The sequence below is a fragment of the Sulfurimonas sp. genome (genome assembly GCF_034005705.1).
GTDB lineage: Bacteria > Campylobacterota > Campylobacteria > Campylobacterales > Sulfurimonadaceae > Sulfurimonas.
The window spans coordinates 15,213-39,860 of record NZ_JAVEUF010000015.1 but is presented as its reverse complement, the minus strand read 5'-3'; the positions used below and the strand labels follow the sequence as shown (position 1 = coordinate 39,860).

28 protein-coding genes are annotated in these 24,648 nt (G+C 41.7%); 12 read left to right on the top strand and 16 right to left on the bottom strand.

All coding sequences use genetic code 11. The features are described 5' to 3' along the window. On the bottom strand, positions 1-1,112 hold a 1,112-nt coding region (locus tag RBR61_RS08235), incomplete at its 3' end, for a type I restriction enzyme HsdR N-terminal domain-containing protein (protein WP_320343488.1). Positions 1,113-1,209: 97 nt separating this feature from the next. Here RBR61_RS08235 and RBR61_RS08230 point away from each other — a divergent pair. The 7 genes from RBR61_RS08230 to RBR61_RS08200 all read left to right on the top strand — a co-directional run bounded on the left by RBR61_RS08230 (position 1,210) and on the right by RBR61_RS08200 (position 7,217). Next, positions 1,210-1,998 carry a glycerophosphodiester phosphodiesterase family protein gene (locus RBR61_RS08230; RefSeq protein ID WP_320343486.1) on the top strand — a complete coding sequence of 263 codons (789 nt, stop codon included), beginning with the start codon at positions 1,210-1,212 and terminating at the stop codon, positions 1,996-1,998. Continuing rightward, positions 1,995-2,267, top strand: a complete 273-nt coding sequence (locus RBR61_RS08225) for a DnaJ domain-containing protein (RefSeq protein ID WP_320343484.1) — start codon at positions 1,995-1,997, stop codon at positions 2,265-2,267. Before RBR61_RS08230 ends, RBR61_RS08225 begins: the two co-directional genes overlap by 4 nt. Before the next feature lie 11 nt (positions 2,268-2,278). Beyond that, positions 2,279-3,388: an alanine dehydrogenase gene (ald, locus tag RBR61_RS08220; protein ID WP_320343482.1), complete on the top strand. Its 1,110-nt coding sequence runs from the start codon at positions 2,279-2,281 to the stop codon at positions 3,386-3,388. A 12-nt stretch (positions 3,389-3,400) separates the two neighbouring features. Further along, the gene (gene pcm, locus RBR61_RS08215) at positions 3,401-4,009 is read left to right on the top strand and encodes a protein-L-isoaspartate O-methyltransferase (RefSeq protein ID WP_320343480.1); all 609 of its coding nucleotides are present in this window, start codon (positions 3,401-3,403) and stop codon (positions 4,007-4,009) included. 35 nt (positions 4,010-4,044) lie between these two features. Then, positions 4,045-5,070, top strand: coding sequence for an AmmeMemoRadiSam system radical SAM enzyme (amrS, locus tag RBR61_RS08210; protein ID WP_320343478.1), 1,026 nt, complete (start codon positions 4,045-4,047; stop codon positions 5,068-5,070). An 80-nt stretch (positions 5,071-5,150) separates the two neighbouring features. Next, positions 5,151-6,452: a nodulation protein NfeD gene (locus tag RBR61_RS08205; protein ID WP_320343477.1), complete on the top strand. Its 1,302-nt coding sequence runs from the start codon at positions 5,151-5,153 to the stop codon at positions 6,450-6,452. Positions 6,453-6,455: 3 nt separating this feature from the next. Continuing rightward, a complete protein-coding gene (locus RBR61_RS08200; RefSeq protein ID WP_320343476.1) occupies positions 6,456-7,217 on the top strand; it encodes a slipin family protein in 762 nt (253 codons plus the stop codon). Between the two features lie 18 nt (positions 7,218-7,235). Here the strand turns inward: RBR61_RS08200 and RBR61_RS08195 are convergent, their stop codons facing one another. Beyond that, positions 7,236-7,535, bottom strand: a complete 300-nt coding sequence (locus tag RBR61_RS08195) for an MTH1187 family thiamine-binding protein (RefSeq protein ID WP_320343490.1) — start codon at positions 7,533-7,535, stop codon at positions 7,236-7,238. Positions 7,536-7,647: 112 nt separating this feature from the next. Here RBR61_RS08195 and RBR61_RS08190 point away from each other — a divergent pair, with 112 nt between their 5' ends. The 3 genes from RBR61_RS08190 to RBR61_RS08180 are packed head-to-tail and all read left to right on the top strand — an operon-like array spanning position 7,648 to position 9,273. Then, positions 7,648-8,331 carry a Crp/Fnr family transcriptional regulator gene (locus RBR61_RS08190; protein ID WP_320343474.1) on the top strand — a complete coding sequence of 228 codons (684 nt, stop codon included), beginning with the start codon at positions 7,648-7,650 and terminating at the stop codon, positions 8,329-8,331. Positions 8,332-8,388: 57 nt separating this feature from the next. After that, entirely contained in the window at positions 8,389-8,835 is a 447-nt protein-coding gene (locus tag RBR61_RS08185) for an Hsp20/alpha crystallin family protein (RefSeq protein WP_320343473.1), read from the top strand. A gap of 12 nt (positions 8,836-8,847) precedes the next feature. Further along, the gene (locus RBR61_RS08180) at positions 8,848-9,273 is read left to right on the top strand and encodes an Hsp20/alpha crystallin family protein (protein ID WP_320343472.1); all 426 of its coding nucleotides are present in this window, start codon (positions 8,848-8,850) and stop codon (positions 9,271-9,273) included. Positions 9,274-9,309: 36 nt separating this feature from the next. On the opposite strand, the gene RBR61_RS08175 is transcribed toward RBR61_RS08180, so the two are convergent. The 12 genes from RBR61_RS08175 to RBR61_RS08120 form a co-directional block, all read right to left on the bottom strand. Further along, the gene (locus RBR61_RS08175) at positions 9,310-9,843 is read right to left on the bottom strand and encodes a hypothetical protein (protein WP_320343471.1); all 534 of its coding nucleotides are present in this window, start codon (positions 9,841-9,843) and stop codon (positions 9,310-9,312) included. A 78-nt stretch (positions 9,844-9,921) separates the two neighbouring features. Next, on the bottom strand, positions 9,922-10,824 hold the full coding sequence (locus tag RBR61_RS08170; protein WP_320343469.1) for a uroporphyrinogen-III synthase: 903 nt from the start codon (positions 10,822-10,824) through the stop codon (positions 9,922-9,924). A gap of 69 nt (positions 10,825-10,893) precedes the next feature. Then, positions 10,894-11,661 (bottom strand): enoyl-ACP reductase, encoded by a 768-nt coding sequence (locus RBR61_RS08165; RefSeq protein ID WP_320343467.1) that lies wholly within the window; start codon positions 11,659-11,661, stop codon positions 10,894-10,896. A gap of 1 nt (position 11,662) precedes the next feature. Beyond that, positions 11,663-12,556: a 4-hydroxy-tetrahydrodipicolinate synthase gene (gene dapA, locus RBR61_RS08160; protein WP_320343466.1), complete on the bottom strand. Its 894-nt coding sequence runs from the start codon at positions 12,554-12,556 to the stop codon at positions 11,663-11,665. Next, the gene (locus RBR61_RS08155) at positions 12,557-13,813 is read right to left on the bottom strand and encodes a pitrilysin family protein (RefSeq protein ID WP_320343465.1); all 1,257 of its coding nucleotides are present in this window, start codon (positions 13,811-13,813) and stop codon (positions 12,557-12,559) included. A 43-nt stretch (positions 13,814-13,856) separates the two neighbouring features. Then, positions 13,857-14,915, bottom strand: a complete 1,059-nt coding sequence (locus RBR61_RS08150) for a quinone-dependent dihydroorotate dehydrogenase (RefSeq protein ID WP_320343463.1) — start codon at positions 14,913-14,915, stop codon at positions 13,857-13,859. 89 nt (positions 14,916-15,004) lie between these two features. Continuing rightward, positions 15,005-15,583 carry an HAD family hydrolase gene (locus RBR61_RS08145; RefSeq protein WP_320343461.1) on the bottom strand — a complete coding sequence of 193 codons (579 nt, stop codon included), beginning with the start codon at positions 15,581-15,583 and terminating at the stop codon, positions 15,005-15,007. After that, complete coding sequence (locus RBR61_RS08140) at positions 15,580-17,055, bottom strand: glycosyltransferase family 39 protein (protein ID WP_320343460.1); 1,476 nt, start codon at positions 17,053-17,055, stop codon at positions 15,580-15,582. The genes RBR61_RS08145 and RBR61_RS08140 overlap by 4 nt, the downstream gene beginning before the upstream one ends. Further along, positions 17,052-17,783 carry an SDR family oxidoreductase gene (locus tag RBR61_RS08135; protein WP_320343459.1) on the bottom strand — a complete coding sequence of 244 codons (732 nt, stop codon included), beginning with the start codon at positions 17,781-17,783 and terminating at the stop codon, positions 17,052-17,054. The genes RBR61_RS08140 and RBR61_RS08135 overlap by 4 nt, the downstream gene beginning before the upstream one ends. Then, complete coding sequence (locus tag RBR61_RS08130) at positions 17,780-19,072, bottom strand: FAD-binding oxidoreductase (RefSeq protein WP_320343458.1); 1,293 nt, start codon at positions 19,070-19,072, stop codon at positions 17,780-17,782. The genes RBR61_RS08135 and RBR61_RS08130 overlap by 4 nt, the downstream gene beginning before the upstream one ends. A 2-nt stretch (positions 19,073-19,074) precedes the next feature. Then, entirely contained in the window at positions 19,075-19,464 is a 390-nt protein-coding gene (locus RBR61_RS08125) for a GtrA family protein (protein ID WP_320343456.1), read from the bottom strand. Beyond that, on the bottom strand, positions 19,461-20,327 hold the full coding sequence (locus RBR61_RS08120; protein ID WP_320343455.1) for a decaprenyl-phosphate phosphoribosyltransferase: 867 nt from the start codon (positions 20,325-20,327) through the stop codon (positions 19,461-19,463). Before RBR61_RS08120 ends, RBR61_RS08125 begins: the two co-directional genes overlap by 4 nt. Positions 20,328-20,411: 84 nt before the next feature. On the opposite strand from RBR61_RS08120, the gene RBR61_RS08115 reads away from it, so the two are divergent. Further along, complete coding sequence (locus tag RBR61_RS08115; RefSeq protein WP_320343453.1) at positions 20,412-20,969, top strand: DJ-1 family glyoxalase III; 558 nt, start codon at positions 20,412-20,414, stop codon at positions 20,967-20,969. Here the strand turns inward: RBR61_RS08115 and RBR61_RS08110 are convergent. Then, complete coding sequence (locus tag RBR61_RS08110; protein ID WP_320343451.1) at positions 20,935-21,864, bottom strand: class I SAM-dependent methyltransferase; 930 nt, start codon at positions 21,862-21,864, stop codon at positions 20,935-20,937. The two genes, RBR61_RS08115 and RBR61_RS08110, sit on opposite strands and share 35 nt — an antisense overlap. Before the next feature lie 57 nt (positions 21,865-21,921). Here RBR61_RS08110 and RBR61_RS08105 point away from each other — a divergent pair, with 57 nt between their 5' ends. After that, positions 21,922-23,124, top strand: a complete 1,203-nt coding sequence (locus RBR61_RS08105; protein WP_320343449.1) for an FAD-dependent oxidoreductase — start codon at positions 21,922-21,924, stop codon at positions 23,122-23,124. An 8-nt stretch (positions 23,125-23,132) separates the two neighbouring features. Here the strand turns inward: RBR61_RS08105 and cysS are convergent, their stop codons facing one another. Further along, positions 23,133-24,533 (bottom strand): cysteine--tRNA ligase, encoded by a 1,401-nt coding sequence (gene cysS, locus RBR61_RS08100; protein WP_320343447.1) that lies wholly within the window; start codon positions 24,531-24,533, stop codon positions 23,133-23,135. Between the last annotated feature and the right edge of the window lie 115 nt (positions 24,534-24,648).

The following is a 24,648-nucleotide window of genomic DNA, read 5'->3' as shown; positions in this document are numbered from 1 at the left end:
TCAGGAGTGTAAAATACGCCGTCTTTTTTGCGTTTGGATTTTTTCTTGTCAAAGTCGGTATGCTCTATGTTTGCCTGAAGCTCCTCCAAATCCGTCAAGCTCTGCTCAAATATATGCCCAAGTATGTTTACGCTCACATCACTCATAAAGTCGTAGTCGCTTAGTTTTTGCGCCTCCATGTCAAGTTGCGCATCGTCTATAATGAGAGTGTCGAGAAGTTCATCTTTTGCGAAAAGTCCGCCGTTGTATTTTGGGATGCCGAGCTTTTCATTTCCCTCGTTTATGGCGTTAAAGTAGAACTTGTAGATGTCGTAAAGCGCGTAAGAGGTAAATTTTTGTCCTTTAAACTCCTCGCGTATCTCTTTTATGGTGTTGTGGCGAAGCAGTCCTCTGTCTTCTGCAAAAAGCATAAATATAATGCGGTCGCAGAGCTTTTGGGTAAGTCTGAGAAGTTGGGATTTTTCTACATGTGGATTATTTTTGACTATGTTTTCAAAAAGATGGTTTCTAAAGATACTAAAATCACGGTATAGCTCTTTTGAGATTTGCAGCTCGAAGTTAGCCGACTTCTCTTTTAGTTTGAGCGGCAAGCCCTCTTTTATGCTCTCGTAACTTAGCAGAAGATGAAGTTTTTTAAACTCATCGTATGTGAGGTAAAAGAGGTTGAACTTCTCATAAGCGGTTTTTTTGTCTATGTAAAACCTTAGCTCGTCAAAGTTTGAGATGATGATGTACTTTGAGTTTGAGTGCGAGGCGTGGTAGTTGAACGCTTGAGCCTCCACCGCATCGAGGTTTTTGCTCTTTTGGTCTTTTAGCTCTACTATGCCGACTACTTCTCCGTTTACGTAGATAACGCCGTCTGCTTTTTTAGAGTCTGTTTCGTTCTTTTTTTCTCGCTCAAGATTGAAGTTTTGAGGGTTTGTGTTGTCAAGCGTGTAGCCTAAGCACTCTTCAAAGATGTCATGCAAGAAGCCGTCTTGGTACTTCTCCTCTTTGACGCTCTTTACAAACTCCACTTTTGCCAAAAAGTTTTGAAACTTTGCCCATCTTTGGGCGATCAATGATTCATCTTGTTTATATGTCTTGAGGACAGAGGCTTGAAATAGAGACAATATTTAACCTTTTAAAATATTTTATCAATTCTACCTAAAAGAGAACTCGTTTCCTATAAAATGAAGTCAGCTTATGTAATAAATGATAGAATAGTGCATGAAATTTTTAGAACTATTAAAGAGAAACAGACTTGTCGGCGCTCATAGGGGTGCACGCTTTATCGCTCCAGAAAACACGCTTTCATCACTTAAAAAGAGCATAGGAAAGTGTGATTTTGTCGAGATAGATGTTCAGTTAAGCAAAGACGGGGCGGTTATAGTGATGCATGACGACACGCTTCAAAGAACTACCGATGTTGCAGAGATGGAGATCTTTAAAAACAGGGCTCCGTACAGAGTTTGCGATTTTACGTATGATGAACTTCTTATGCTTGATTACGGAAGCTGGTTTGAGCAAAACAGCGCTCATAAAGAGCCGCTTCTCACGCTCAAGATCGCACTGGAGTTTATAAAAAAGAATGGTATGTTCATAAATGTAGAGATTAAAGATATGTCTAACTTTTTTGAAGATAAAATTGTCGTAGACGCGGTTATAAAAGAGATAGAAGATGCGGGAATGCAAGAGCGTGTTTTGCTCTCTTCCTTTAGGCATGAGTATCTCAAAGAGACAAAAAATATTCTTCCAAATGTGCCTACGGCGGCTCTGTTTGAGGAGAGCATCCGTGATGACCTTTTAGAGTATCTTGTGGATTTACAAGTTGAGGCGTGCAATCTGGATGACGGGTTGGTAGATGAAAAAAGGGTTAAAATGCTAAGAGAGGCAGGTTTTTTTGTGGGAGTCTATACCGTCAACGATTCAAAACGTGCCAAAGAGCTATTTGAGATGGGTGTTAATTATATATTTAGCGACTCGCTTGATAGAAGTCTTAAAAGGTATGCAAAATGACATATGAAAAACTGCAAAAGGCTCTTGAGATATTGGATATTGTGACGCGCATAACGCAAGCTGAGCTAAAAGAGAAGTATCTGAGACTCTCAAAGATACACCATCCTGATATGCCAGAGGGTGACGCAAAAAAGTTCAAAGAGATAAATGAGGCGTATAAGTTGGTAAACAGCTACATCCAAAACTACAGGTTCTCATTTGATGAAGATGAGTTTTACGCGCAAAACCCTTTCTCCAGAAAATCAAAGGACTGGTTTTATAATTTTTAAGGAGCAAGAGTATGATTATCGGAGTTCCAAAAGAGGTAAAGAGTGACGAGTTTCGCATTGCCGTAACGCCTTCAAACGCTGCTTTGTTAGTAGGTGACGGGCATGAAGTGTTCATCGAGACTATGGCGGGAGAGGGAAGCGGTTTTAGTGATAGTGAATATACGGATGTCGGCGCAAAGATAGTCTATTCGGCAAAAGAGCTTTATGAAAAAGCCGCTTTGATAGTAAAGGTCAAAGAGCCGCAGCTATCAGAGTATGAGCTGTTAAATGAGAAGCATACGCTCTTTTGTTATCTTCATCTGGCTCCCGCAAAAGAGCTTACCGCCGTTTTGATGCAAAAGAGAGTTTGTGCGATAGCTTATGAGACTGTTGCTCTTGGCAGAGAGCTCCCGCTTTTAAAGCCGATGAGCGAGATAGCAGGGAGTATGGCGCCGATCGTCGGAGCTTATCATCTAAGCCGCTACAGAGGAGGCGAGGGGGTTTTGATATGCGGCTCTGATGGAGTGCCTAGTGCTAAGGTTTTGGTAATAGGTGCCGGCAATGCCGGATCTAACGCTGCTAAGATAGCTTACGGAATGGGTGCGGATGTGACGGTCATCAACAGAACCTCGCCAAAACTGGAGGAGTTGAAAAAAGAGCTACATCATGTCAAGACTCTCTTGTACTCCGAAGATGCCTTTTTAGAGACTATAAAAGAGTCTGATATGGTCGTCGGTGCCGTACTTGTCCACGGAGGTGCGGCTACGCCGAAGTTTATTTCGCATGAGATATTAAAAGAGATGAAAAAAGGCTGCGTGGTTGTAGATATTACCATAGATCAGGGCGGTATATCGGAGGTTTCAAGGCCTACAACACACAGTGATTCGACCTTTATAGAGGAGGGGGTACTACACTACTGCGTGGCAAATATGCCCGGAGCTTACCCCAAAACATCAAGCGTAGCGCTCTCGAACGCAACAATATCTTATATTAGAAAGCTCTCAGATGAGGGAGCGATAGATGCCATAAAAAATGATCCCGCTCTGGCACTTGGAGTCAATGTTTTTAAAGGGGCTCTTACAAACCGTGCGGTTGCCGAGGTTCACGATTTTGAGTTTACGGCTCTTGAGTCACTTTTGTAAGGAGAGACAGATATGTATTCAAACAGTGAGATGGTAGATTATCTTGTAGATATCGGCGCGCTTCGCACTAAAAAGATCATAGAAGCCTTTAGAAGTGTCGATAGAGCCGATTTTGTAGCCGACAGAAGTTCTTTTGAGGTATATGAGGATTATCCTCTTGGCATAGGTCGTGGACAGACGATATCTCAGCCGAGAACTGTGGCGATGATGCTTGAGATGCTCTCGCCAAGAGAGGGAGACAAGATCTTAGATATAGGAAGCGGCTCTGGATGGACGACCGCGCTTTTAGCGTATATTGCAGGGAATAGCGGCTCTGTGACTGGAGTCGAGAGAGTAGATGAGCTAGTAAGATTTGGAAGAAAAAATCTAAAAAAGTACGATTTTAAAAATGCAAAGATAGTTCAGGCAGGAGATAAGCTAGGCATTGAGGGGGAGAAGTTTGACCGAATTTTAGTATCGGCTGCGGCGGATGAGCTTCCCCATGAGCTTGTCAAACAGTTAAAGGTCGGAGGAAAACTTGTCATCCCGATCCAAAATTCCGTTTTTGAGATCGTTAAAAAAGAGGAGGGTTTTGACGCGAACGAGCACTACGGCTTTACGTTTGTTCCGCTGATCTACTAAGGCGTTTTTTATGAAATAAAATTAAGGAGTCAAAAATGTCACATACAGCATGGTTAAGTAAAAAACTCGATAGCGGCAAGGTGTTGTGTCAAGCGTGCGCTCAGGCGTGCAAGCTTGATGAGGGCGAGTACGGTATATGCGGAGTAAGACGCGTAGAAGACGGTGAGCTTAAGCTTCTTGTTTACGGGCTTGCAGCGGCAGTAAACATTGACCCGGTCGAGAAAAAACCTATGTTTCATTTTCTGCCAAAAACAAGAGCTTTTTCGGTTGGAACAGTGGGCTGCAACTTCTCCTGCAAGTTTTGTCAAAACTATGATATATCGCAATACCCAAAAGAGCATGAGCACAAGATAGTCGGCCGTGAATTTCCGCCCCAGAGCATCGTCGAGGCTGCAGTAGATAATGTCTGCAGATCCATAGCCTATACCTACAATGAGCCGATAGTCTTTTTTGAATACACTTACGACACGGCAAAACTCGCACATGAGCGAGGGATTAAAAACATATATGTTACAAGCGGCTACGAGACACGAAAAGCCATTGACCTGCTCGCACCATATATAGACGGGATGAATATAGACATCAAAAGTTTTTCTGATGAGTTTTACAAAGAGATCTGCGGCGCAAGATTAAAACCGGTGCTTGAAGCCGTAAAGTATGCCCATGAAAAGGGAATATGGATAGAGATAACGACTCTTCTTATTCCGGGCAAGAACGATTCAGATGAAGAGATAAGAGGCATTGCAAAGTTTATAGCAGAGCTTGACACATCCATACCTTGGCATCTATCGGCATTTCATCCTACATACAAGATGCTTGATGTCTCTCGTACTCCTGAATCTACGCTTCTGCGTGCTTATAAAATAGGGCAGGAAGAGGGGCTTAAATATATTTATGTAGGCAATATAGATAATGAGGACCATGAATCTACATACTGTCCAAGCTGTAAAAACAGAGTGATAGACAGAAGCGGAAACATAGGGCAGTTCGTTAAAAACGACCTTGATGAGAACGGAAGATGTCCGCATTGCGGTTATATGCTTGAAGGAGTTTGGAGCTAAGTGTTCTATTGACTTGATAACGTTTCTTTGTTATCATTGATTGTGTTTTAGCGTTATTTTAAACCAGCAAGGCGGTTAATATGATACGTTTGTTTTTTCTTCTGCTTTTGACACTTTTGCCTCTTTTTGCACAGAGTTCACTTGTTGTAAAACTTGAGATAAAAGGTGCCATCGGACCTGCCAGCAGTGAATATCTAAAAGAGGGCATGGCGTTTGCAAGAGAGAGAAATGCACAGATGATGCTTATTGAGCTGGATACCCCCGGAGGTTTGTCTAGCTCGATGCGGGAGATGATACAAAGCATTACGAACAGCTCTATCCCCGTGGTTACATATGTCTATCCAAAAGGCGCTCATGCGGCAAGTGCAGGTACTTATCTGCTTTACGCTTCGCATATCGCGGCTATGTCGCCCGGGACAAACTTGGGAGCGGCGACTCCTGTCAGTCTAATGCCATCGCCAAGTGGCGTAGATTCAAACGGAAGCAACATTAGTACGCTGGAGAAGAAGGTGACAAATGATGCGGTCGCATACATCAAAAGTTTGGCAGAACTTAATGAGCGCAATGTATCATGGGCACTATCGGCGGTAGAGGAGGCTAAAAGTATCTCCGCAAGTGATGCTCTTAAATTCGGCGTCATTGATCTAATCGCCCAAAGCAGAGAAGAGCTGTTCAAGAAGCTTGATGGTAGAAGCGTTGTTATATCCGGCAAAAGAGTAACTCTAAATACTGACAATGTAACTTTGCAGAGTTTTGAGCCAAGTTGGAAGAGTAGATTTCTATCCACGATCACAAATCCAAATATAGCTTACATCTTACTTCTTTTGGCGATATACGGCATCTTCTTTGAGCTGATGAATCCGGGTTCAATATTTCCGGGAGTTATCGGAGTTATCTCAGGTGTTATAGCTCTGTATGCGCTCAATATGATGCCTTTTGATTATGCAGGACTATTGCTTATTTTGCTTGGGATCGCTTTAATGGTCGCCGAAGTTTTTGTTGCGGGATTCGGCATCTTAGGCATAGGAGGAGTTGTCGCTTTTGCCTTTGGCTCACTTTTGCTATTTGACGCCGATACTCTCGGGCAAAGCGTCTCTATCCCTTTGATCATCGCCTTTACTCTGAGCAGCCTCGCTTTTTTTGTCTTGGTGATGAAACTCTTTTTAAGTTCAAGGTCTGCTAAGGTAGTCTCCGGCGCAGATGAGATGATCGGAGCGGCGGCTAAAGTCGTTGATGTAAGGGAAGATGGGTATCTGGTGCACTGCCACGGAGAGACATGGAGTGCGCTTAGCGAGAGTAAACTCTCTATAGGTCAAGATGTCGAAGTTGTCGAGCTCTTTGGGCTCGTCTTAAAAGTTATACCAAAATCAACTAAGGAGTAGAAAATGTTTTTCGATCTAAATATAACCATACTGTATATGGTGATCTTTTTAGTCATATTTTTAGCTGCGGCTATACGCATACTGCGAGAGTATCAGAGGGCGGTCGTCTTTACGCTTGGAAGATTTACGGGCATAAAAGGACCTGGGCTTATTATCTTGATCCCTTTTATCCAGCAGATGGTAAGGGTCGATCTTCGTACGATCGTTCTTGACGTGCCTACACAGGATGTCATATCTCATGATAATGTCTCCGTTCATGTAAACGCCGTCGTCTATTTTCGCGTAATAGACCCGCAAAAAGCGATCATTCAGGTGGAGGATTTTTACGATGCGACAAGTCAGCTTGCACAGACTACTCTGCGTTCGGTTTTAGGCGGTCATGAGCTGGATGAGATGCTTGCCGAGAGAGAAAGACTAAACCACGATATTCAAGAGATCTTGGATAAACAGACAGATGCGTGGGGTATTAAAATATCCAATGTGGAGATCAAGCATATCGACCTTGATGAGAGTATGGTTCGTGCTATCGCAAAACAGGCAGAAGCAGAGCGTGAGCGCCGTGCAAAGGTCATAAATGCAAAAGGAGAGGTCGAAGCTAGTGAAAATCTGCTGTTGGCGGCTCAGAAGTTAAGTGAGAACGATCTTGGAATTGTGCTTCGTTATCTTCAAACCATGAGTGACATCTCAAGCGACAAGACAAATACTCTTGTCTTTCCGTTTCCGACGGATTTTAGCAAACTTTTTAAAGGGAGTTTGAAAGAGTAGGCTTTAATCAGCCTCTCTTTAGTGGTTTATCTTTCTATTTAGAGTCTTTTCAACCGAAGCTATCTTTGTTTTGAGTCTATTTTTTGTGTTTTTTCTGATGTCGAATTTTAATGAAGAGTAGACTCTCTCGCAGTCTTGAAGCTGCTCATACGCCAGCTCTATGATTGAGAGCGCTTCTTTCATGCTCTGCGCTTCAACAACCGTTCCCATAGGAGTTAATTGGTAAGGCACGCCTGATCTGTCTATGGCATCAATTACCCTGCTTACATGCTTTGAAACCGAAGAGCCCTCTCTGCACTCATCTGAAGTCGGGAACATACTGAACTCTAATAAAAAACTTGTCAAACTTTTTCCTTTTAGGAGTTGAAATTGCCAAAATTATATCAAAAATGATAAAATAGTAGCAATTTTAACTGCTGTAGGTGGGAATGTGGAAACAAGATCTTACGACATAGAGCTGCTTCATGACGTTGACAAAGAGTTTGAATCGGAGTTTTATCACTACTCCAAGACTCTCAGTTACGAAAAAGGGGCGTCTCCGTTCTCTGTAGATGATCTCTTAAAGCACTTTTATATAGTAATTGACGGCAGAGTGAAAACATACCAGATGAATCTTGACAACGCCAAGGAGCAGACCATTTTTATCTACAAAAGAGGAGATATGTTCGATGTCATATCTCTTTTGGACGAGAAGCCGCACGAGGTGGTATATGAAGTGCTCGAAGATTGCAGAGTGCTTCAGCTCCCCATTGAAAAAGTTAGGTACTGGATAGAGAACAACTCTACATTTAACAAGCTTTTTTTTCCGTATCTGGCTGCCAAGATGAGACATGTTGAGACTCTGGCAAGCGAACTCTCTCTTTATGACGTAAAAGAGAGGCTTATGCATCTGCTACTAGAAAATATAAACCCGCATAGCACTTTTAAATACAAACTTCTTCAAAACCTCTCAAACAGCGAAATATCCAAGCTTTTGGGAACTGTAAGACACGTGGTAGAGAGAGCGATAAAACAGCTAAAACAGGAGAAGATCATTCAGACAGGCAGAAAAAACATAAAAGTTATAAATCTGCAAAAACTTCTTGAAAAAACTGACAAAATGCTACCTAAGTAGCAAAAGCGTTTTAAATATTTTTATACCATTTTGCTAATTTAAAAAAAGGAGTTTATTATGTTAATTTCAAGATATTTAAATCCCGTAGAATCTTACAGAAGAAAAAGAGGGATCGATTTTTTCAATGATTTTCTAAGCTCTTTGGACGAAGGTGCAAAGGGTGATGCATTAGCGGATTTCAAGCCTGCAGTAAATACAAGAGAGGGCAAGGACGCTTACCATGTGGATGTCGATCTTCCGGGTGTAAAAAAAGAGGATATTGAGATAAACGTCGAGAACAATGTTCTTACAGTATCCGGTAAAAGAGAGGCGAAAAGTGAGGTCAAAGAGGAGGACTACTACAGAGTGGAGAGCAGTTACGGAAAGTTTCAAAGAAGTTTCACTCTGCCTGATAAAGTAGACACCGAAAATATAAGAGCGGCGTGTGAAGACGGCGTTTTAGAAGTCGTCATCCCGAAACTTCAGATAGAGAAGAGCTCTGCTAAAAAGATAGAGATAAAGTAACAGGAGGTTATGATGGATATTGTAAAAACATCTAAGAAACTGGCTGATAAAGTAGAAGAGAAAGTCGAAAAAGGTCTAGAGGTCGTAAAAGACACGTTTGACAATGTGGCACGTCATCTCCCATTTGCAAACTTGGCAAAACACTCTGATGATACATTTAGTATAGAGATAGATCTTCCCGGCGTTAAAAAAGAGGATATAGAGATCAAGATAGAGGACGATAACCTAACAATAAATGCACAAAGAAGATACAAGAATGAGACAAAAGAGGATGACTACTATCTTTGCGAGTCGAGTTTTGGTATGTTTAGCAGAAGTTTTGCGCTATCAGAGAATATTAACAGAGATAAGATAGATGCAAAATATGAGAACGGAAGACTATATGTCACGCTTGAAAAAGCTGAGTCTAAAAAGGCTAAAAAAATTGCTATAAAGTAGCATTTGCAGAGCTTCCCGCCGTTAGGCGGGAAAGCCTTAAAACATATTTACCACTCCGTAGTCAAGCATCTCTTCAAACTGCTCAGGCGTGAGCACCGCTTTTACCTTCTCGATACAATCTAAGTGTATTTTTGTAAGTTCGGCTCTTAGTTTTGCTATCTCATCGACTGTCGGATAGAACTCGCTCATCGGCGGAGTTTTGTGCTTAAAAGAGATCTTTTGCATAAGATCAAGTTCAAGTTTTTTAACGACCAGAGCTTTTTGTGCAGCTTCTGCCATCAACTCTTTTTTTATCTTAAGTATCGCATCTATCTGTTCCTGTGATAGTTCCAGATTTGAACTGGACGGATCATAAAGCGTCATACCGACTAGGTAAGGAAGATTTTTAGGGATTAAAAAGTAGTCCTTTGGAAAGTTCTCTTTCGATACGAACGCTCCCGCAGGACCTGCAAGTTTTTCCATTTTTATAGCGTCTTGGATCGGCAGAGGTAGGTTAGGTTTTGCATATACTGCCGTGCTAAGCACCAAAGAAAATAGTGCGACTTTTGTTACATTGAAAATTGAATTCATATAGATTTCCCCTTTAAATTATGATAAGTCAAAATTATACAGCTCTATATCCAATGAAAACCAAATGCATACAATATGTTAGCGGCTAAGTTCGATCGCTTTTTTTACACATGAGTCCAGTGACGTAGTCTCAGACACGTAGGGAGTTATATATTGCGGAAAGTATTTTTCTGTCGTGTGACCTATAGAGACCGCCTTATAGCTCTCATCCCACTGCGCATTTTTTAAAAAACACTCAATTGTAGAGGGCGAAGAGAAGATGATCACGGAGTTTTTTGGAAGTTTTATCTGTTTTTTAAACTCTACGCATACCGTTTTGTAAACGATCGCTTCATCACAAATAGCTCCGTTTGAGTTTAGGGTCTCTACAAGGTTTGTAACGACCTTAGAGCCTCTAATGTAGAGCACTTTTTTGTTTTTTAACAGAGGAACCAACTCTTGTGCGAACTCGTCTCCATGTTTCTCTTTACTTACAAACTTGATCTTCGCTCCCAGATTACTTGCTACTTTTGCGGTCTGCGGAGCTATTGCATAGACCGGTTTGCTTATCCACTCTTTATTGTAGGAGTTTAGCGAGTAGATAGCATTTTTAGATGTAAATATAATGGCGTCGTATTTTGAAAAGTCGAAGTCTACTTTTATGGTCTCTATTTTGATTACAGGCAGGTTCTTTGCCCATTTGACCTTTTTGTCGTTTAATACATAGATATTTAAAAAACCGTTTCTTATATTTTCAAAAAATGATGTTATATATCTTTTTATTTTTAGAAAAATGGAGTCTTTGGCATTTAATACAAGTGATTTTTTTTCATCGACAAAGAAGTTGATGTTATTTTTGCTCAGCAGATAGGTGATCTTTATCAGCTCTTCAAAAATATGCTCATTTGAGTAGTTTCTATCAAGTATAAAAGAGTTGGAGCTTTTTTCATACTCATAGTAGATAAGATTCAACGGCTCGATCAGTTTTTCTATATTTTTCATAGAACAGATGATAACATCATATGAGTAAATATTTTTTCTAAAAATATTTAGCTCAAATTTAAAAACTGCTTACTGAAAAGTAGTTCCCCCGTCAACGACGATCGTCTGTCCGGTAAGCCATGAAGATTCATTGCCGCAGAGGAAAAGACAAGCGCCCGTTAGATCCTCAGCTTCTCCCATGCGAGAGAGCGGAGAACGTTTAACGACCTCGCTCTTTACCTCTTCATAGTTAGGAAAAGCCTTAAGCGCATCCGTATCTATCGGTCCACCGCTAACTGCATTTACTCTGATATTTTTCTCGCCAAGTTCAGCTGCCGCATAGCGAACCATCGCTTCTACTGCAGCCTTGTTCGTACCGTGACCGGCATAGTTTGGTGTGTAGACAAGATTTCCGGTCGAACTCATGCTGATGATACTTCCGCCGCCTATCTTCTCCATTCTCTTAGCAGCTTCTTGAGCGCCTACGACAAAAGCGTCAACGGTTGCTATATAGATGTTGTTAAGACCTTTTGGCTTTAGTCTCATAAACGGACCGAATCCGCCGACAACCGCACGGCCTGAGATAATAGCGTTTGATATAAAAAAGTCGAGTCTATCAAAATCTTTGTCAAACTCTGCATAGACATCTTTGTATGTTTCAGGCTCAAGAATATTAAGTGCATAGGCACGAGCTTTTACTCCATATTTTGATTCAACGTCCGCAATTATCTCGTTTGCGGTATCCGCTTTTGTTGCATATGTAAATGCCACGTCACACCCTTTTGCGGCAAAAGCATATACGATCGCTTTGCCTATTCCGCGAGTTCCGCCGCTTACAAATAGAGTTTTCCCCTTCATTTTACACTCCCTTTATTTCGTAATTTTTCATAACTTCTTCTAGTATCTTCATATTTTGCGCACTCGGAGCAACAAGAGGAAGTCTATATTCAAGCGTATTGATAAGACCTGCAATATACATCGCCGCTTTTATCATGATCGGGTTTGACTCCAAAAATAGCGCTTTATTGATAGGAAAAAGTTTGTCGTTTATAGCTTTTGAGCCTTTAAAGTCGCCGCTGAGCGCTAGGCGTACAAGTTCGCTTTTTAGATCAGGAATCAGGTTTGCCGTAACAGATGTTATGCCTGCTCCGCCGTTTGCAAGGATAGGGTAATCTATGGCATCATCGCCGCTAAATACCTTAAGGTCAGGTCTGCGCGAGAGCAGTTCAACGCTTCTCTCAAGGCTTCCTGTAGCCTCTTTTATGCCGTAGATATTTTTAACATCGTCAAAGAGTCTTATAACGGTATCGGCAGTTATATCTACGACTGTACGGCCCGGAACGTTATAGAGCATAAACGGCAGTTCAGGTACAGCTTCTGCAATACTCTTGTAGTGCTGGTATAGTCCCTCTTGAGACGGTTTTACATAGTAAGGTGCAACTGAAAATATTGCGTCAACTCCGCATTTTTGAGCTGTTTTTGCTGCTTCTATGGCCTCTGCCGTAGAGTTGCTACCAGCACCCGCAAGAACTTTTGTATCGGTTCCGCGGCAGACTTCAACAGCTATCTCCATACATCTCTTATCCTCTTCATATGTAAGAGTGGCACTCTCTCCCGTAGTTCCGACAGGGCATACCGCATTTATGCCGTTCTTGATCTGTCTTTTTATCAGGTCTGCATAGGTTTGCTCATCGAGCTTTCCGCCTTTAAACGGAGTGATGAGTGCAGTTGTTGAACCTGTAACTATATTCATTTAGTTCCCTTTCTTTAAAATTAGTGTTGTTGATCTGTCAAAATCGAAGTATTTCGTTGCGACTTCCTGTACTTTTTCCTGGCTGATCTTTTCAATATTTTCCTCATATGTTAAAAGCGGTGTAAGGTCTCCGCGCACAAGGTAGCTTCCAAATAGATTTGCTACAGAAGTTGAGCTCTCTAGCGAGTAGATGAAATCCGCTTTGGAGTTGATCTTTACCTTCTCAAGCTCTTTTTGGGTGACGGGTTTGTTCTTTATAAGCTCTATCTGTTTTATAAGTTCACGTTCAACATCCTCTGCTTTTACTTCCGGATTACAGGTTGCCAAAAATATAAATAGACCCGGGTCGATGTTTTCCATATTGTACGCATAAACGCTGTTTACAAGATGTTTTTTATCCATCAGCTCTTTGTAGAGTCTTGAACTTTTGCCTGAGTATAGTATCTCGGAAATCGCGCTAAGTGTGACCTGGTCTTCATGCTTAAAGTCAGGTATATGAAAAGCTATGGCGATCATCTCCACTTCACTGTCTCTTTTTAAAAGCACTCTTTTTGGACCGTCTTGCTCTGGTTCTACAAATTTAAATTCTGGGATATCGGCTTTGTTTTTAATATGCCCAAATCTTTTTTTAGCCTTTTTAAAGACCTCTTTTGGATCAACATCACCCGTCACCATCAAGATGGCATTGTTTGGCTGATAGTACGTTTTGTGAAAATCCTTAATATCTTTGAGCGTCCAAGTCTGAATGTCATTCATAAACCCGATAGGCGTCCAGTGGTAAGGGTGGTAGACGTAAGCGTTGTTAAATAGGGCAAAGTAGAGATATCCAAGAGGCGAGTTCTCCGTTCTCCAGCGTCTCTCTTCGGCTACTACGTCGCGCTCGGGCTGAAACTCTTTATCTTTTAGATTCAGGTTTTGCATAAGTTCTGCATATAGCTCTAAAGATTTGTCAAGATTTTGCGTGCTTGATTTGATGTAGTAGTGCGTATAGTCAAAGCTTGTTGAAGCGTTGTTTACGCCTCCTACGCTTTTGACCTCTTTGTCAAACTCGCCGGCATCTAGGTTTTTTGTAGACTTGAAGTTCATATGTTCGAGCATATGGGCTATTCCTGTTTTGCCCATGACCTCGTTTCTGCTTCCGACTTTGTAAAAAATATCGGTGCTGATGACGTTTGTGTTGTTTTTTAGGGGGATGACAACGATCTGCAGACCGTTTTTAAGTGTTTTTGTTTCATATTTTGGTAGTGATGATGCCATTAATGCTCCTGTGATGAGTGCGAGTGCTAAGAAAAATTTCATACTATTTTCTATCCGCACCTATCGCTTGGGTTATGTTTGTGTAGCCGTCTGCACGGATGAGCTCTGTAAGCTCCAAGTTTATATTTTTTATCATATCCGGTCCGCCGAAGATGAGACCGCTATATATCTGAACAAGAGAAGCTCCGGCTTTTATGCGTCTGTATGCCTCTTTGGCAGAGTCGATGCCGCCGACCGAGATAAGTGTCGTTTTGCCGTAAAGCTCTTTTGCAACCGCTTCAAATATCTCAAAGCTCTTCTCACGAAGAACCGCACCGCTAAGCCCGCCTATATCTTTTGGTTCTTTTACAAGCGAGTAGTCAATGGTAGTATTTGTTGCAATAATGCCATCAGCACCTTTTTCTACCGCAAGCGTTGTGAGTGCAACCGCATCCTCTTTGCTCATATCGGGAGCAATTTTTAGCAGTATCGGCTTTGAAGTGATCGCTTTTGCCTCTTGGAAAAGCCTTGTTATAAACTCCTCGTTTTGCAGATCACGAAGCCCCGGAGTATTTGGAGATGAGATGTTGATAACCATATAATCGCCAAGCTCATGAAGCGCTTTTATAAGAGTCGTATAGTCGTTGATAGCCTCGGCTTCAGGTGTGACCTTGTTTTTGCCTATATTTATCCCTATAGGTGTTGTAAAAGGGTAACGCTCTTTTAATCTTCGCTGAACTTTGAGCAGTCCGTCATTGTTAAAGCCCATCGCGTTTTGTATGCTGCGCTCCTCAATATGGCGAAACATTCTAGGCTTTGGATTTCCCTCTTGAGGCTTAGGAGTAACGGTTCCTATCTCTGTAAAGCCAAATCCCAAAATCTGCATACCGCGGATCATGGTCGCGTTTTTATCAAAACCGGCACCAAGTCCGATCGGGTTTAAAAAAGTACGCCCAAAGAGCTTTTGCTTAAGTATCTCGTTGGTCACGAAGTGAGACTCAAGAAACGGATTGAAAGGTATTTGGCAGATATTTGGCAATCTAAGTGCAAACTCTGCAAGATGGTGAGCGCTTTCAGGCTCGAGCTTAAAGAGCCAAGGCTTAATGGTTTGATAATCTATCATGAGGTTCTCTTTTACCTTTAAAATAGAGTGATTATACTAAAAAAAAGTAAAGAGCAGTTTATATGTCATACAATCAAGCAGAATCAAATTTAATATAATGTGCTTTTATGCGCAAGGTCTAGCATCTCTTTGTCTCCTGAGCTGTCTCCGTAGGCGTGTACTGTTTCATACTCCTCTATATTCAGGTGTGCTTTTATGCGATTGGCTTTTTCAATACCGTGGCAGTTCGGGGTTAAAAACTTGCCGCTGAAATAGCCCTCTTCAAATTTTAAATGAGTACATAGAAGCTCTACTCCCTCTTTGTCACACCAAGGCTGAAGCCAGCACTGCATCGAGGCTGAGACGATGATAACTCTGTCACCGTTTTTCTGATGCTCTCTTAATATTTTTATCCTCTCTTCGCTGATAATGGAGTCAAGTTTTGTAAGGGAGAACTCTTTTGCTTTGCTTTTAAAAAGCTCCTCATCCATCCCTTTGAAGAATATTCTAAAGAGATGCTCTTTTGCCACACCGTTGTTCATCAGTTTCGTCTGCCACAATATGAAGTAGGGCAGAAAGCGGAACATATTGAGAAAGTATTTTTTTATGCCTACGCTCTGTTTTAAAAACTCATCAAGCGAGTCTTTTTTTGTAAGCGTGCCGTCAAAATCAAAGAGTGCCAGATTCATTGATAATACCTCTCTTTAAAGTAGCACTCTCCCACAGGAAGCCATGATGGAATGTTGTAGAAATTCTCGTTTTGAAAGTCAAGATAGCGTTTTTTATACTCACCGTAATCAAAACCGACGCATTTTGCACTGTAAAAAGTTGCACCGTCCACTTCAAATGAGCCGATTTCAAAGGATGAACAAACATTTTTCAGCTCTTTGGAGTTTATCTCTCTTTTGTTAAAGAGCGTAATGTCTCTGCCTGCTATATCTCTTACGTCAAAGAGTTTGTCATCCAAGCGGCCGTACTTTGAGTTGTTAAAGAGAACGGTAATATCTCTTTGACAGTAGTGGGAGAGAAGTGAGGCAGTTGAGTAGCTGTAGGTAAAGATCCTATCATCGTTAAATTTCTCAAGTTCACCGCAGAGCGCTTTTGGCTGAGTATACATAACGATATCCGAGTACTTTTTGTGCTCCTTTAAAAGAGAGGTCGGAAGCAGTAGAACAGTTATAAGAATGGCTGCATGAGCAAATGTAAAGTAAGCGTTGTATCTCAATAGTTTGAGCTGTTTTTCGCTCTCTAGATATGCAAACAGCAGAAAAATATAGGGAATAAATATCAAAAACCAGTGAAGTCCGATCTTGTTTTTAAGCGAGACTATTAAAAAGATGAAAAAAGCTACGCCTAAAATTGAGAGCAGAAGTTTAAAGAGCGTTGTTTTTTCAAACTCTGTTTTAAAGAGATAGTAGGCTCCCCATGGAGTTAAAATGTAGAGAATAAGTCCAAAATAGCCAAGAACACTTCCTATGTTATAGCTGCTGTCTTGTGTTCTTGCAAAAAAGTTAAAGAGTATGTTGTTCCAGCAGCTGTTGTAGTTAAAATAGAGATTTTGAGCGATAAAGAGGGATACAATAACACTCACAACCAAAATAGTCTTTATGGCTTTTGCTTTGTATACGAAAATAGTAAAAACAAGAAGAGAGAAGAGCAAAAAGATGGCAAAATATTTGCTTAAAAATGCAGAGCCAAGAAATAAACCTGCTAAAAGCGCATAGCCAAACCACTCTCTCTTCTCAAGGGAATAGAGCAGAAACAGGGTTCCGAGTGAGCTGAAAAAGAGCAGGGCGACATCGTTTGTCATAAGTGAGAGCAGTATGTCTACGGGTGAAGCAAGAAATATGAGCGAGGTAAAAAAGGCTCTTGTTTTCTCGACCTTGTAAAGCAGGGCGATCTTATAGATGACAAAAGCCGCCACAAACGTGGTCACAACTGCAAAGAGCCTGAAAAAGATGTGAGAGTCTGCAATATGGCTCATAAGGTATATTACCCAGCCCACCATTGGCGGATGGTCATAGTAACCCATACTTAGATTGTCCGCCCATTTTATAAAGTAGGCTTCATCTCCCGTTAGCGGAAGTAGCGTTAAAATAAGAAGTTTAAGAGCAAAAATAGCCCCAAGAAGCGTTATCTCTTTTTTGTAGTTCTGTATCATATGCTCATTTTTTTAAATATAAATTCTGGAATATGTTTGATGATCAGCATGATAAAAAACCAGATCGGTTTTGTATAAAGAGTGTTTCTGCCCTTTTGCTGTGCATTGAAAATATCTTCGGCAACATCGCACGCCTCTGCGGTTAAGTTCTCCGGGAGGTCGAGATTTTCTGTCATTTTAGTAGCGACAAATCCCGGTTTTACGGTAAGAACCTGTACACCGTTCTCATAAAGCCTGTTTCTAAGACCGCTCAAGTAGGCGCTAAAAGCAGCCTTTGAGCTTCCGTAGATATAGTTTGCTTTTCTGCCTCTGTCTCCCGCAACGGAACTTACACCTACTATAAAACCGCGTCTCTCTTTCTCAAAATCGTTCGCGACAATGTTTAGGATACTGACCGCACCGGTGTAGTTTACATTTATGGCTCTTAGAGTCTCATCCCAGCTCTTTTGCGCACTCTTTTGCTCTGGCATATAACCTGAGACTACAATAACTCCGAGCGGTTTCTCTTCAAGCGAAGCGTAAAAATCCTCATGCGTATCGTACGATGTGATGTCAAACTCTTTTAGCTTTACATTAACATCGTTTCTTGTCTCAATATCTTGTTTTAAATCCTCCAGAGAGTCACTCTCTCTGGCTGCAAGATAGATGTTGTAGCCGTTTTTTGCATATACACGTGCAACCTCTTTGGCTATGTCGCTTTTTGCGCCGATGATTAGTACATAACTCATATTTGAACCCTTTTTGACTGCAGTGAATTTAATTTTTTATCCATATTGTTTTCTCTTCTAAACTCTCTAAATTTATCTATTTTCTCATACCCTCTCTCAAAGGTCTCACGACTTACACGGACATCTTTTGTAAGGTAGATCCTGCCGCCATATTTTACGACCACTTCATCAAGAGCCTCTAAAAGCTCAAAAAGTCCATCTTCTATCTTAAAGTCAAGCGCGAGCGAATAGCCTTCAAGAGGAAAAGAGAGATAGTTCTCATTTGCTTTGCCGTAGAGTTTCAAGACCGCCAAAAACGACCCTTTACCCGAGTCTGATATCTTTGTCAGTATCTCTTTTAACCCCTCGTAACTATGCTCTTTTGGAAGGATGAACTGATACTGCGTGAAACCGCCCTTGCCGTAGATCCTGTTCCAGTTGCCTATGGCGTCAAGCGGATAAAAGAATGTGTCGATGTCCACCTTCTGTTTTGATGTGCCATCTTTTGCTTTTGCGTAGTAGAGCCAGTTAAAAGCCTTTACGCTCAGGTTGTTAAGCGCAAATGATGGAAAGTTGAAAGGGATGCTTAGCTTCTTTTTGCTTCTGTAATCCAGATCGCCGTCATCTGCAAAGTCGCCCACTATAAGCAGACACTTTCCAAGTTCATCATCTTTTGCCAGACAGTCTATCCACGCAACGGAGTAGGGCATATCCTGATATTTCTCAAAGGCTTCAAAGGTCTCTTGGAGGTTTTTTGTCTTGATGGTCGTCTGACGTATATTTTTTGAGTTGATCTTTTTAAGGCTGATGGTCGCACTGAGTATCACGCCAGTAAGCCCCATCCCTCCGCAGGTTGCATAAAAAAGCTCATCCCCTTTTTTGCATACCTTTGTCTCGCCGCTTGGGAGCATTATGCAGAACTCTTCTACACACTCGCTAAAACACCCCTCTACATGGTGGTTCTTGCCGTGAACGTCGCTTGCGATCGCTCCTCCTACGGTAATTAGTTTTGTTCCGGGAGTTACCTTTAAAAACCATCCTTTTTTAACGACCGAGTCCAATATCTCGCTCAAAAGAACGCCCGCTTGACATGTAAGAAGTCCGTTTTCTTCATCAAAAGCCAAAAAGTTGTTATAGGGTTTTACATGGAGTATGTTTTCATTGAGTGCGCTGTCGCCGTAGCTTCTGCCGTTTCCGTAAGGGATAAACTCGTCAGTCTCTTCTATATAGCTCTTTAATGCAGCTCTGTCTCTTAGAGAAAATTTTTTAGTGATGATTTTTGGAAACATTCCCCAGCTAAGCAGACCCACGGCTAATCCTTAAAGACAAATCTTTTATCGAGATAGTATTTTACTATATATCCTATACTAAGTCCAATGAGAGCACCAAGATATTTTGCGCTCTCATCTTCAAAGGCCAGATCAAACCATATCTCAAAACCCCAAAAGATAAATGTCGTAAAAACACCCATCAGCGAGTAGAGAAGAAACTTTTTGCTATCATCCTTTTTGCTCTTTGGCGTGTGAAAAAAGATATATTTTTTATCAAGGACATATTTAAGCACCAAGCCCGCAACCGTTCCGACGAACATAGCTACGTAAAGTGCCAAAAACCCGCTATATATTAAAAAGCTTATATACTGGAAGGCTATATTTACGGCTGTAGATAAAACAGCAAAAAGCGTATATCTAAGGGCTATCATGTAAGCTTTGCGATCGCTATAAAACTAATGAGCCAAAAGAGAATGGTCAGTTTTAAGAACTTGTCTCTTATGACTACTTTTGTAGGGCTTCCGCTGTCCTCTTCCACAAATGTTATCTGCATATAGCGGAAAATTCCCAAGATGACGAAAAACGAGGTGAGATAGAGATGTTCGGTGCCGAGTCTGCCCTCGACTTCGGGCGAGATGGTATACATAAGGTAGCTGACAATTACGACTCCCGCCATCAAGACCATAGAGGCATTTACAAACTCAAGGTTGTAGCCGTCTATGTTTTTGCGCGTCTCCTGCCCCTCAAGCGATAGAAGGACATCGTCTCTTCTTTTTGCAAGTGCCAAAAAGAGCGCCAAAAGAAAGGTCATAAGTATGATCCACATAGAGAGCGGGATCTCCGTCACGCTAGAGCCTGCAAAGAGGCGAAGTACAAAGCCCGATGCGATGATGAAAATGTCCAAAATGGCAATATGTTTCAGCTTTAGGGTATAGGCGATATTTAAAAGAAAATAGATAAGCAAAACAGTAAAAAGCTCCGTGTTAAAGAGCAGCGAAATGCCGAGTGATGTTGTTGAGAGAATCAGCATAAGAGAGATCGCGGTGCTCTTTGAGACGCTTCCGCTCGCAAGGGGACGGTTTCTCTTTGTAGGATGGGCTCTGTCTTCATTGATATCCAAAAGGTCGTTGAAGATGTATATGCTGCTTGCCAAAAGGCTAAAGAGCAAAAAAGCGACTAGTACGTTTAGATTGTCTTGGCTGTCACTGAATGAAAACGAGAAGAGCAGGGGCAGAAATATAAAGAGGTTTTTTATATATTGATGTATGCGAAAGAGCTTGATTATTTCACCCAAAGAGAGAACCTTAACTTTTTAAGCAGATTATAACATTATAAGTATAAAATAAAAAGCAAGAAAACCAAGAAGGAGAAGAGTATTATGAGCAGAGTTTTAGTGCCCTTGGCTGAGGGATTTGAAGAGATAGAGGCTATAAATATCATAGATGTGTTAAGAAGAGGAGACATTGAGGTGCTTATCGCATCTTTGAACGCTCAAGCAGCTGTACGAGGGGCGCACAATGTCACGGTTATGGCTGAGATGATAATAAGTGACGTCGATGTATCTTCGCTTGATATGATCGTCCTGCCCGGCGGTTGGGGCGGAACCGTGGCTTTGCGCGATGATGCGAATGTGCAGAGGATATTAAAAGAGATGGACGCAAAAGGCAAAAATATCGGAGCTATCTGCGCGGCACCTCTGGCTCTTCATACGGCAGGAGTTTTGAAGCACAACTATACCTGTTATCCGACCATTGAAGAGCAGATAAGAGAAGATGGTTTTAGCGATAGCGATATGGTGGTTACAGACGGCAATGTGATGACTTCAAGAGGACCTGCGACTGCCATCTGCTTTGGTCTGCAGATAGTCAAAAAGTTAAAAGGCGAGCAGAAGTACAGCGAGGTTAAATCTGCTCTCCTTGCTTCTTACTGCGACTAAACACCAGATTTTTAAGGCTTCTTTGCTTATCCAGACTTGCAAACTCTTTTGGGTTTTCAAGCCGCCCTACAAACTCAAAGTCGGGGGCAAGCTCTTTGATGAGCTCTTTCAAAAAATCACAATCAAGTTCAGGTGAGTTTAGGCAGGCAAGAAGCGTGCACTCATCTGTTGCTATCTCCGGTAGCTTTTTAATTATTTTTTGGTAATCCTTTGTAGCCTCAAAACTCCCTTTTTGAAAGGTTGGCGGGTCTATGATGATTAGATCATACGGACCTCTCTTTTTGATGCGAGAGAAGGATTTTAAAATATTGTAGGGTAAAAAGCTTACCCCTTTTGTGTCGATGCCGTTTAGATGGTGGTTCGAGCGTCCCACCGAGAGCGCGCCTTTGCTCATATCTATGTTTGAGATACTTAGCGCGCCGCCCAGTTTTGCTGCAACGCTGAATGCGCAGGTGTAGCTAAATAGATTTAGCACGTTTTTGTCTTTTGCATTTTCTCTCACGAACGCTCTGCCGTTTTTCATATCGGGAAAGTAGAAGCTGTTTTGGTTCGAGAGCAGGTTTAGTTTTAGCTTCATACCGTTCTCTATTGTAAAAGTATCTTGCTCTAACTCTCCTACAATGACCTCACTTGGAGAGCCTTTGATGTAGCGTCTCTGGATCACAAGGGTTTTATATCTGCTTGAAGATACAAACCGCTTTAGCATCTCTATAAGCTCATTTTCGCTTTCTTCCTCAAAGAAGAGAGCGACGCTGAGGATGGTGTCAACGGAGTCTATGGTGAGGTGCTTGTACTCCTCATAAAGACCTCCGCGCCCGTGAAAAAGTCTCTTAAATTCCTCGGTTACATCTTTTGCGCTCTCTTCTAAAAGTTCTTCTAGTTGTTCAACTCTCATTTTTTGCCTAATAATTTTTGTATAATTTTAACCACTTTAAAGAGCAAAAGGCAAAATTTGAATAAAAAAGTAGTGGTTATCGGAGGCGGTTACGGCGGACTGCGGGCAGTTGAGCATCTCTCTAAAAGCAGTGACATAGATATAACGCTTATAGATAAAAATACTTACCACTATCTTCAGACCGAAGCATACGGCTACATAGCCGGCAGATTTGATATGCACGATGTCGCCGTGGATATCAAAGAGTGGTGCAGTGGGTTTGAAAAAAAGGTAGAGTATGTCAACGATAAGGTAACTTTCATAGAGTTTGACGAACAGCAGGTAAAGATACTCGGGGGCTCAATACCTTACGACTACTTAATAATCGCTAGCGGAGCGCAAACAAACTTCTTCTCATTTATAAAGGGGCTAAGAGAGCATAGCTACGGTGTGAAAAAACTCCAAAGAGCTTACAACTTCAGAATCGAGTTTGAAAACCTTATCTATAAAAAGCTCTTAAATGAAAAAAACGGCGAAGATATTAATCTGGTCATAGGTGGAGCGGGTCTTAGCGGTGTAGAGGTTGCCGCAGAGATGGCTCATGTCATAGAAGTGTATAAAAAGACGATAGGTGCCAGAGTAGAGAGCATAAAGATATATCTCATAGACGCAAGCAAGACCATTTTGCCTGGAATGAGCGAGTTTCTGATTAAAAGCACGCAAAAAAGGCTCGACTCATTGGGAGTAAAGACGCTAAGAGAGACATTTATAGATAGCATGGATGATTCATATATCTATTTTAGAGACTCAAAAAAGCTCAAATACCACTTTATGGTCTTTACGGGAGGCATAAAAGCAGCCGAACTAAACGACTCTTTGGATGTAGAGAAAAACAAGATATCCCAGTTCATTCCAAACAGCAGGCTTAACATCGGCAACAGAGAGAACGTCTTTGCCATCGGCGACTGCGTGGAGATAAAAAACGCCGCAGGAGAAGTGCTCCCTCCGACCGCGCAGACTGCGGAGAGAAGCGCAGAGTATGTCGCTGATGCCATCATAAGAAAGATGGACAAACAAGAGATAAAACCGTTTAACTCCAGCGTTCTTGGAGTATTTATCGCTCTTGGCGGAAAGTACTCTGCAGGAGAGCTGTTCGGTTTTATAAAAGTTAGCGGATACAGCGCGTATCTTCTGAAAAAAGCTATCACAAAAGCCTACTATCTAGGACTACGTTTGCGCATCAACGCAGGATACAAGAACAGAATAAAAAGGGATATATAACTAAAGTGTTATACCCTCTCCCAAAAGGTGCCTTGAGGCGTGTCCATAAGAGTCACGCCAAAGGAGAGTATCTCATCTCGGATATTGTCTGAGGTTGCAAAATCTTTAGCTTTTTTTGCTTCATCTCTCTGCTTTATGAGTGTCTCTATTTTTGCCTTTGTCTCTTCGTTTACTCCCCACTGAAAATACTCGTAAGGGTTTTTTACGCCAAACCCCAAAACTTCTTCTATATATGCAAGATTTGATAATGTATCACGCTTAAGCTCTTTATGTTTGCCAGCCGTATCAAGTGTCTCGTTTGCGTGCGATAGCATCTCATCTATGAGAGCCAAAGCGGCGGATATGTTGAGGTCATCGTTTAGGGTTTTTAAAAGATTCTCCTGAAACGAAGTCTTCTCGTTATTGTGAGTAAGACCGAATAGGCGTTTTTTGAGTCTGTATATCTTGTCTAAACGCTTTTTGGAAGCAACCAAATCCTCTTCGTTGAAGTTGAAGTTGCTTCTGTAGTGCGTACTTAGAAGATAGAAGCGTAAAACCTCTCCGTCGTAAACTTTTAGGGCATCTTTCAAGAAAAAGCTGTTTCCCAAGCTTTTTGACATCTTCTCACCGTCTATGTTTACAAAACCGTTGTGCATCCAGTAGTTTGCGAGTGCGTGGTCTGTCGCACATCTCGTCTGCGCCGCTTCGTTTTCATGATGGGGAAAGAGCAGGTCAGCCCCGCCGCCGTGAATATCTACGGCAAACTTTCTGCCTTTATGCGCCAAATGCTTCTCTATCATGGCAGAACACTCCAAGTGCCATCCCGGACGACCTCTGCCAAAAGGGGAGTCAAATGCCACGCTGTCGTCTTTTACGCTTTTCCATAGAGCAAAATCGGCACTGTTCTTTTTCTGTGACGAGCTCTCTACGCGCTGTTTTTTGTCATCTTCATCTTGGACTCTGCAAGAGAGCTTGAGGTATTCGCTGTCGCTTGAGGTGTCAAAATAGACATCGCCGTCGTCTGTTTTGTAGGCATGGTCGCTATCGATAAGCTTTTGTATCAGCTCAAACATCGCTTCAAGCGATTCGGTTGCTTTTGGCTCAAGATCTGGGCGTTTTATGCCAAGCTGCTCCATCTCTTTGTGGTAGGCTTCGGTGTAAAAATCTGTTATCTCTTTTATCTCTTTGCCGCTCTGGCTCGCTTTGTTGATGATCTTATCGTCGATGTCCGTAATGTTTCTTGCATAAGTCACGTCGTAACCGTTAGCCTTTAAAATACGGGTTAAAAGGTCAAAGACCAGAGCGCTTTTTGCATGCCCGAGATGCGCATCGTCATAAACGGTAGGACCGCAGACGTAGAGCGATACTCTGTTGTCATCTTGAGGGATAAACTCCCGTTTTGTCTTTTGTACTGAATCGTAGATTGTCATTAAACTGTTTCCTTTAAAGGCCGCTTATCATATTGAATATCAAGTAAAAACGGTATTGTAAAAAGCTGTCATCTGTATCATAAAGTATGTGTGTGATTATAGCATATCGAGTTTT

Excerpts from the sequence above, each read along its gene's own strand:
- RBR61_RS08230 (WP_320343486.1), top strand. The coding sequence starts at position 1,210 with ATGAAATTTTTAGAACTATTAAAGAGAAACAGACTTGTCGGCGCTCAT.
- RBR61_RS08225 (WP_320343484.1), top strand. The coding sequence starts at position 1,995 with ATGACATATGAAAAACTGCAAAAGGCTCTTGAGATATTGGATATTGTG.
- ald (WP_320343482.1), top strand. The coding sequence starts at position 2,279 with ATGATTATCGGAGTTCCAAAAGAGGTAAAGAGTGACGAGTTTCGCATT.
- pcm (WP_320343480.1), top strand. The coding sequence starts at position 3,401 with ATGTATTCAAACAGTGAGATGGTAGATTATCTTGTAGATATCGGCGCG.
- amrS (WP_320343478.1), top strand. The coding sequence starts at position 4,045 with ATGTCACATACAGCATGGTTAAGTAAAAAACTCGATAGCGGCAAGGTG.
- RBR61_RS08205 (WP_320343477.1), top strand. The coding sequence starts at position 5,151 with ATGATACGTTTGTTTTTTCTTCTGCTTTTGACACTTTTGCCTCTTTTT.
- RBR61_RS08200 (WP_320343476.1), top strand. The coding sequence starts at position 6,456 with ATGTTTTTCGATCTAAATATAACCATACTGTATATGGTGATCTTTTTA.
- RBR61_RS08195 (WP_320343490.1), bottom strand. The coding sequence starts at position 7,535 with ATGTTCCCGACTTCAGATGAGTGCAGAGAGGGCTCTTCGGTTTCAAAG.
- RBR61_RS08185 (WP_320343473.1), top strand. The coding sequence starts at position 8,389 with ATGTTAATTTCAAGATATTTAAATCCCGTAGAATCTTACAGAAGAAAA.
- RBR61_RS08180 (WP_320343472.1), top strand. The coding sequence starts at position 8,848 with ATGGATATTGTAAAAACATCTAAGAAACTGGCTGATAAAGTAGAAGAG.
- RBR61_RS08175 (WP_320343471.1), bottom strand. The coding sequence starts at position 9,843 with ATGAATTCAATTTTCAATGTAACAAAAGTCGCACTATTTTCTTTGGTG.
- RBR61_RS08170 (WP_320343469.1), bottom strand. The coding sequence starts at position 10,824 with ATGAAAAATATAGAAAAACTGATCGAGCCGTTGAATCTTATCTACTAT.
- RBR61_RS08165 (WP_320343467.1), bottom strand. The coding sequence starts at position 11,661 with ATGAAGGGGAAAACTCTATTTGTAAGCGGCGGAACTCGCGGAATAGGC.
- dapA (WP_320343466.1), bottom strand. The coding sequence starts at position 12,556 with ATGAATATAGTTACAGGTTCAACAACTGCACTCATCACTCCGTTTAAA.
- RBR61_RS08155 (WP_320343465.1), bottom strand. The coding sequence starts at position 13,813 with ATGGCATCATCACTACCAAAATATGAAACAAAAACACTTAAAAACGGT.
- RBR61_RS08150 (WP_320343463.1), bottom strand. The coding sequence starts at position 14,915 with ATGATAGATTATCAAACCATTAAGCCTTGGCTCTTTAAGCTCGAGCCT.
- RBR61_RS08145 (WP_320343461.1), bottom strand. The coding sequence starts at position 15,583 with ATGAATCTGGCACTCTTTGATTTTGACGGCACGCTTACAAAAAAAGAC.
- RBR61_RS08140 (WP_320343460.1), bottom strand. The coding sequence starts at position 17,055 with ATGATACAGAACTACAAAAAAGAGATAACGCTTCTTGGGGCTATTTTT.
- RBR61_RS08135 (WP_320343459.1), bottom strand. The coding sequence starts at position 17,783 with ATGAGTTATGTACTAATCATCGGCGCAAAAAGCGACATAGCCAAAGAG.
- RBR61_RS08125 (WP_320343456.1), bottom strand. The coding sequence starts at position 19,464 with ATGATAGCCCTTAGATATACGCTTTTTGCTGTTTTATCTACAGCCGTA.
- RBR61_RS08115 (WP_320343453.1), top strand. The coding sequence starts at position 20,412 with ATGAGCAGAGTTTTAGTGCCCTTGGCTGAGGGATTTGAAGAGATAGAG.
- RBR61_RS08110 (WP_320343451.1), bottom strand. The coding sequence starts at position 21,864 with ATGAGAGTTGAACAACTAGAAGAACTTTTAGAAGAGAGCGCAAAAGAT.
- cysS (WP_320343447.1), bottom strand. The coding sequence starts at position 24,533 with ATGACAATCTACGATTCAGTACAAAAGACAAAACGGGAGTTTATCCCT.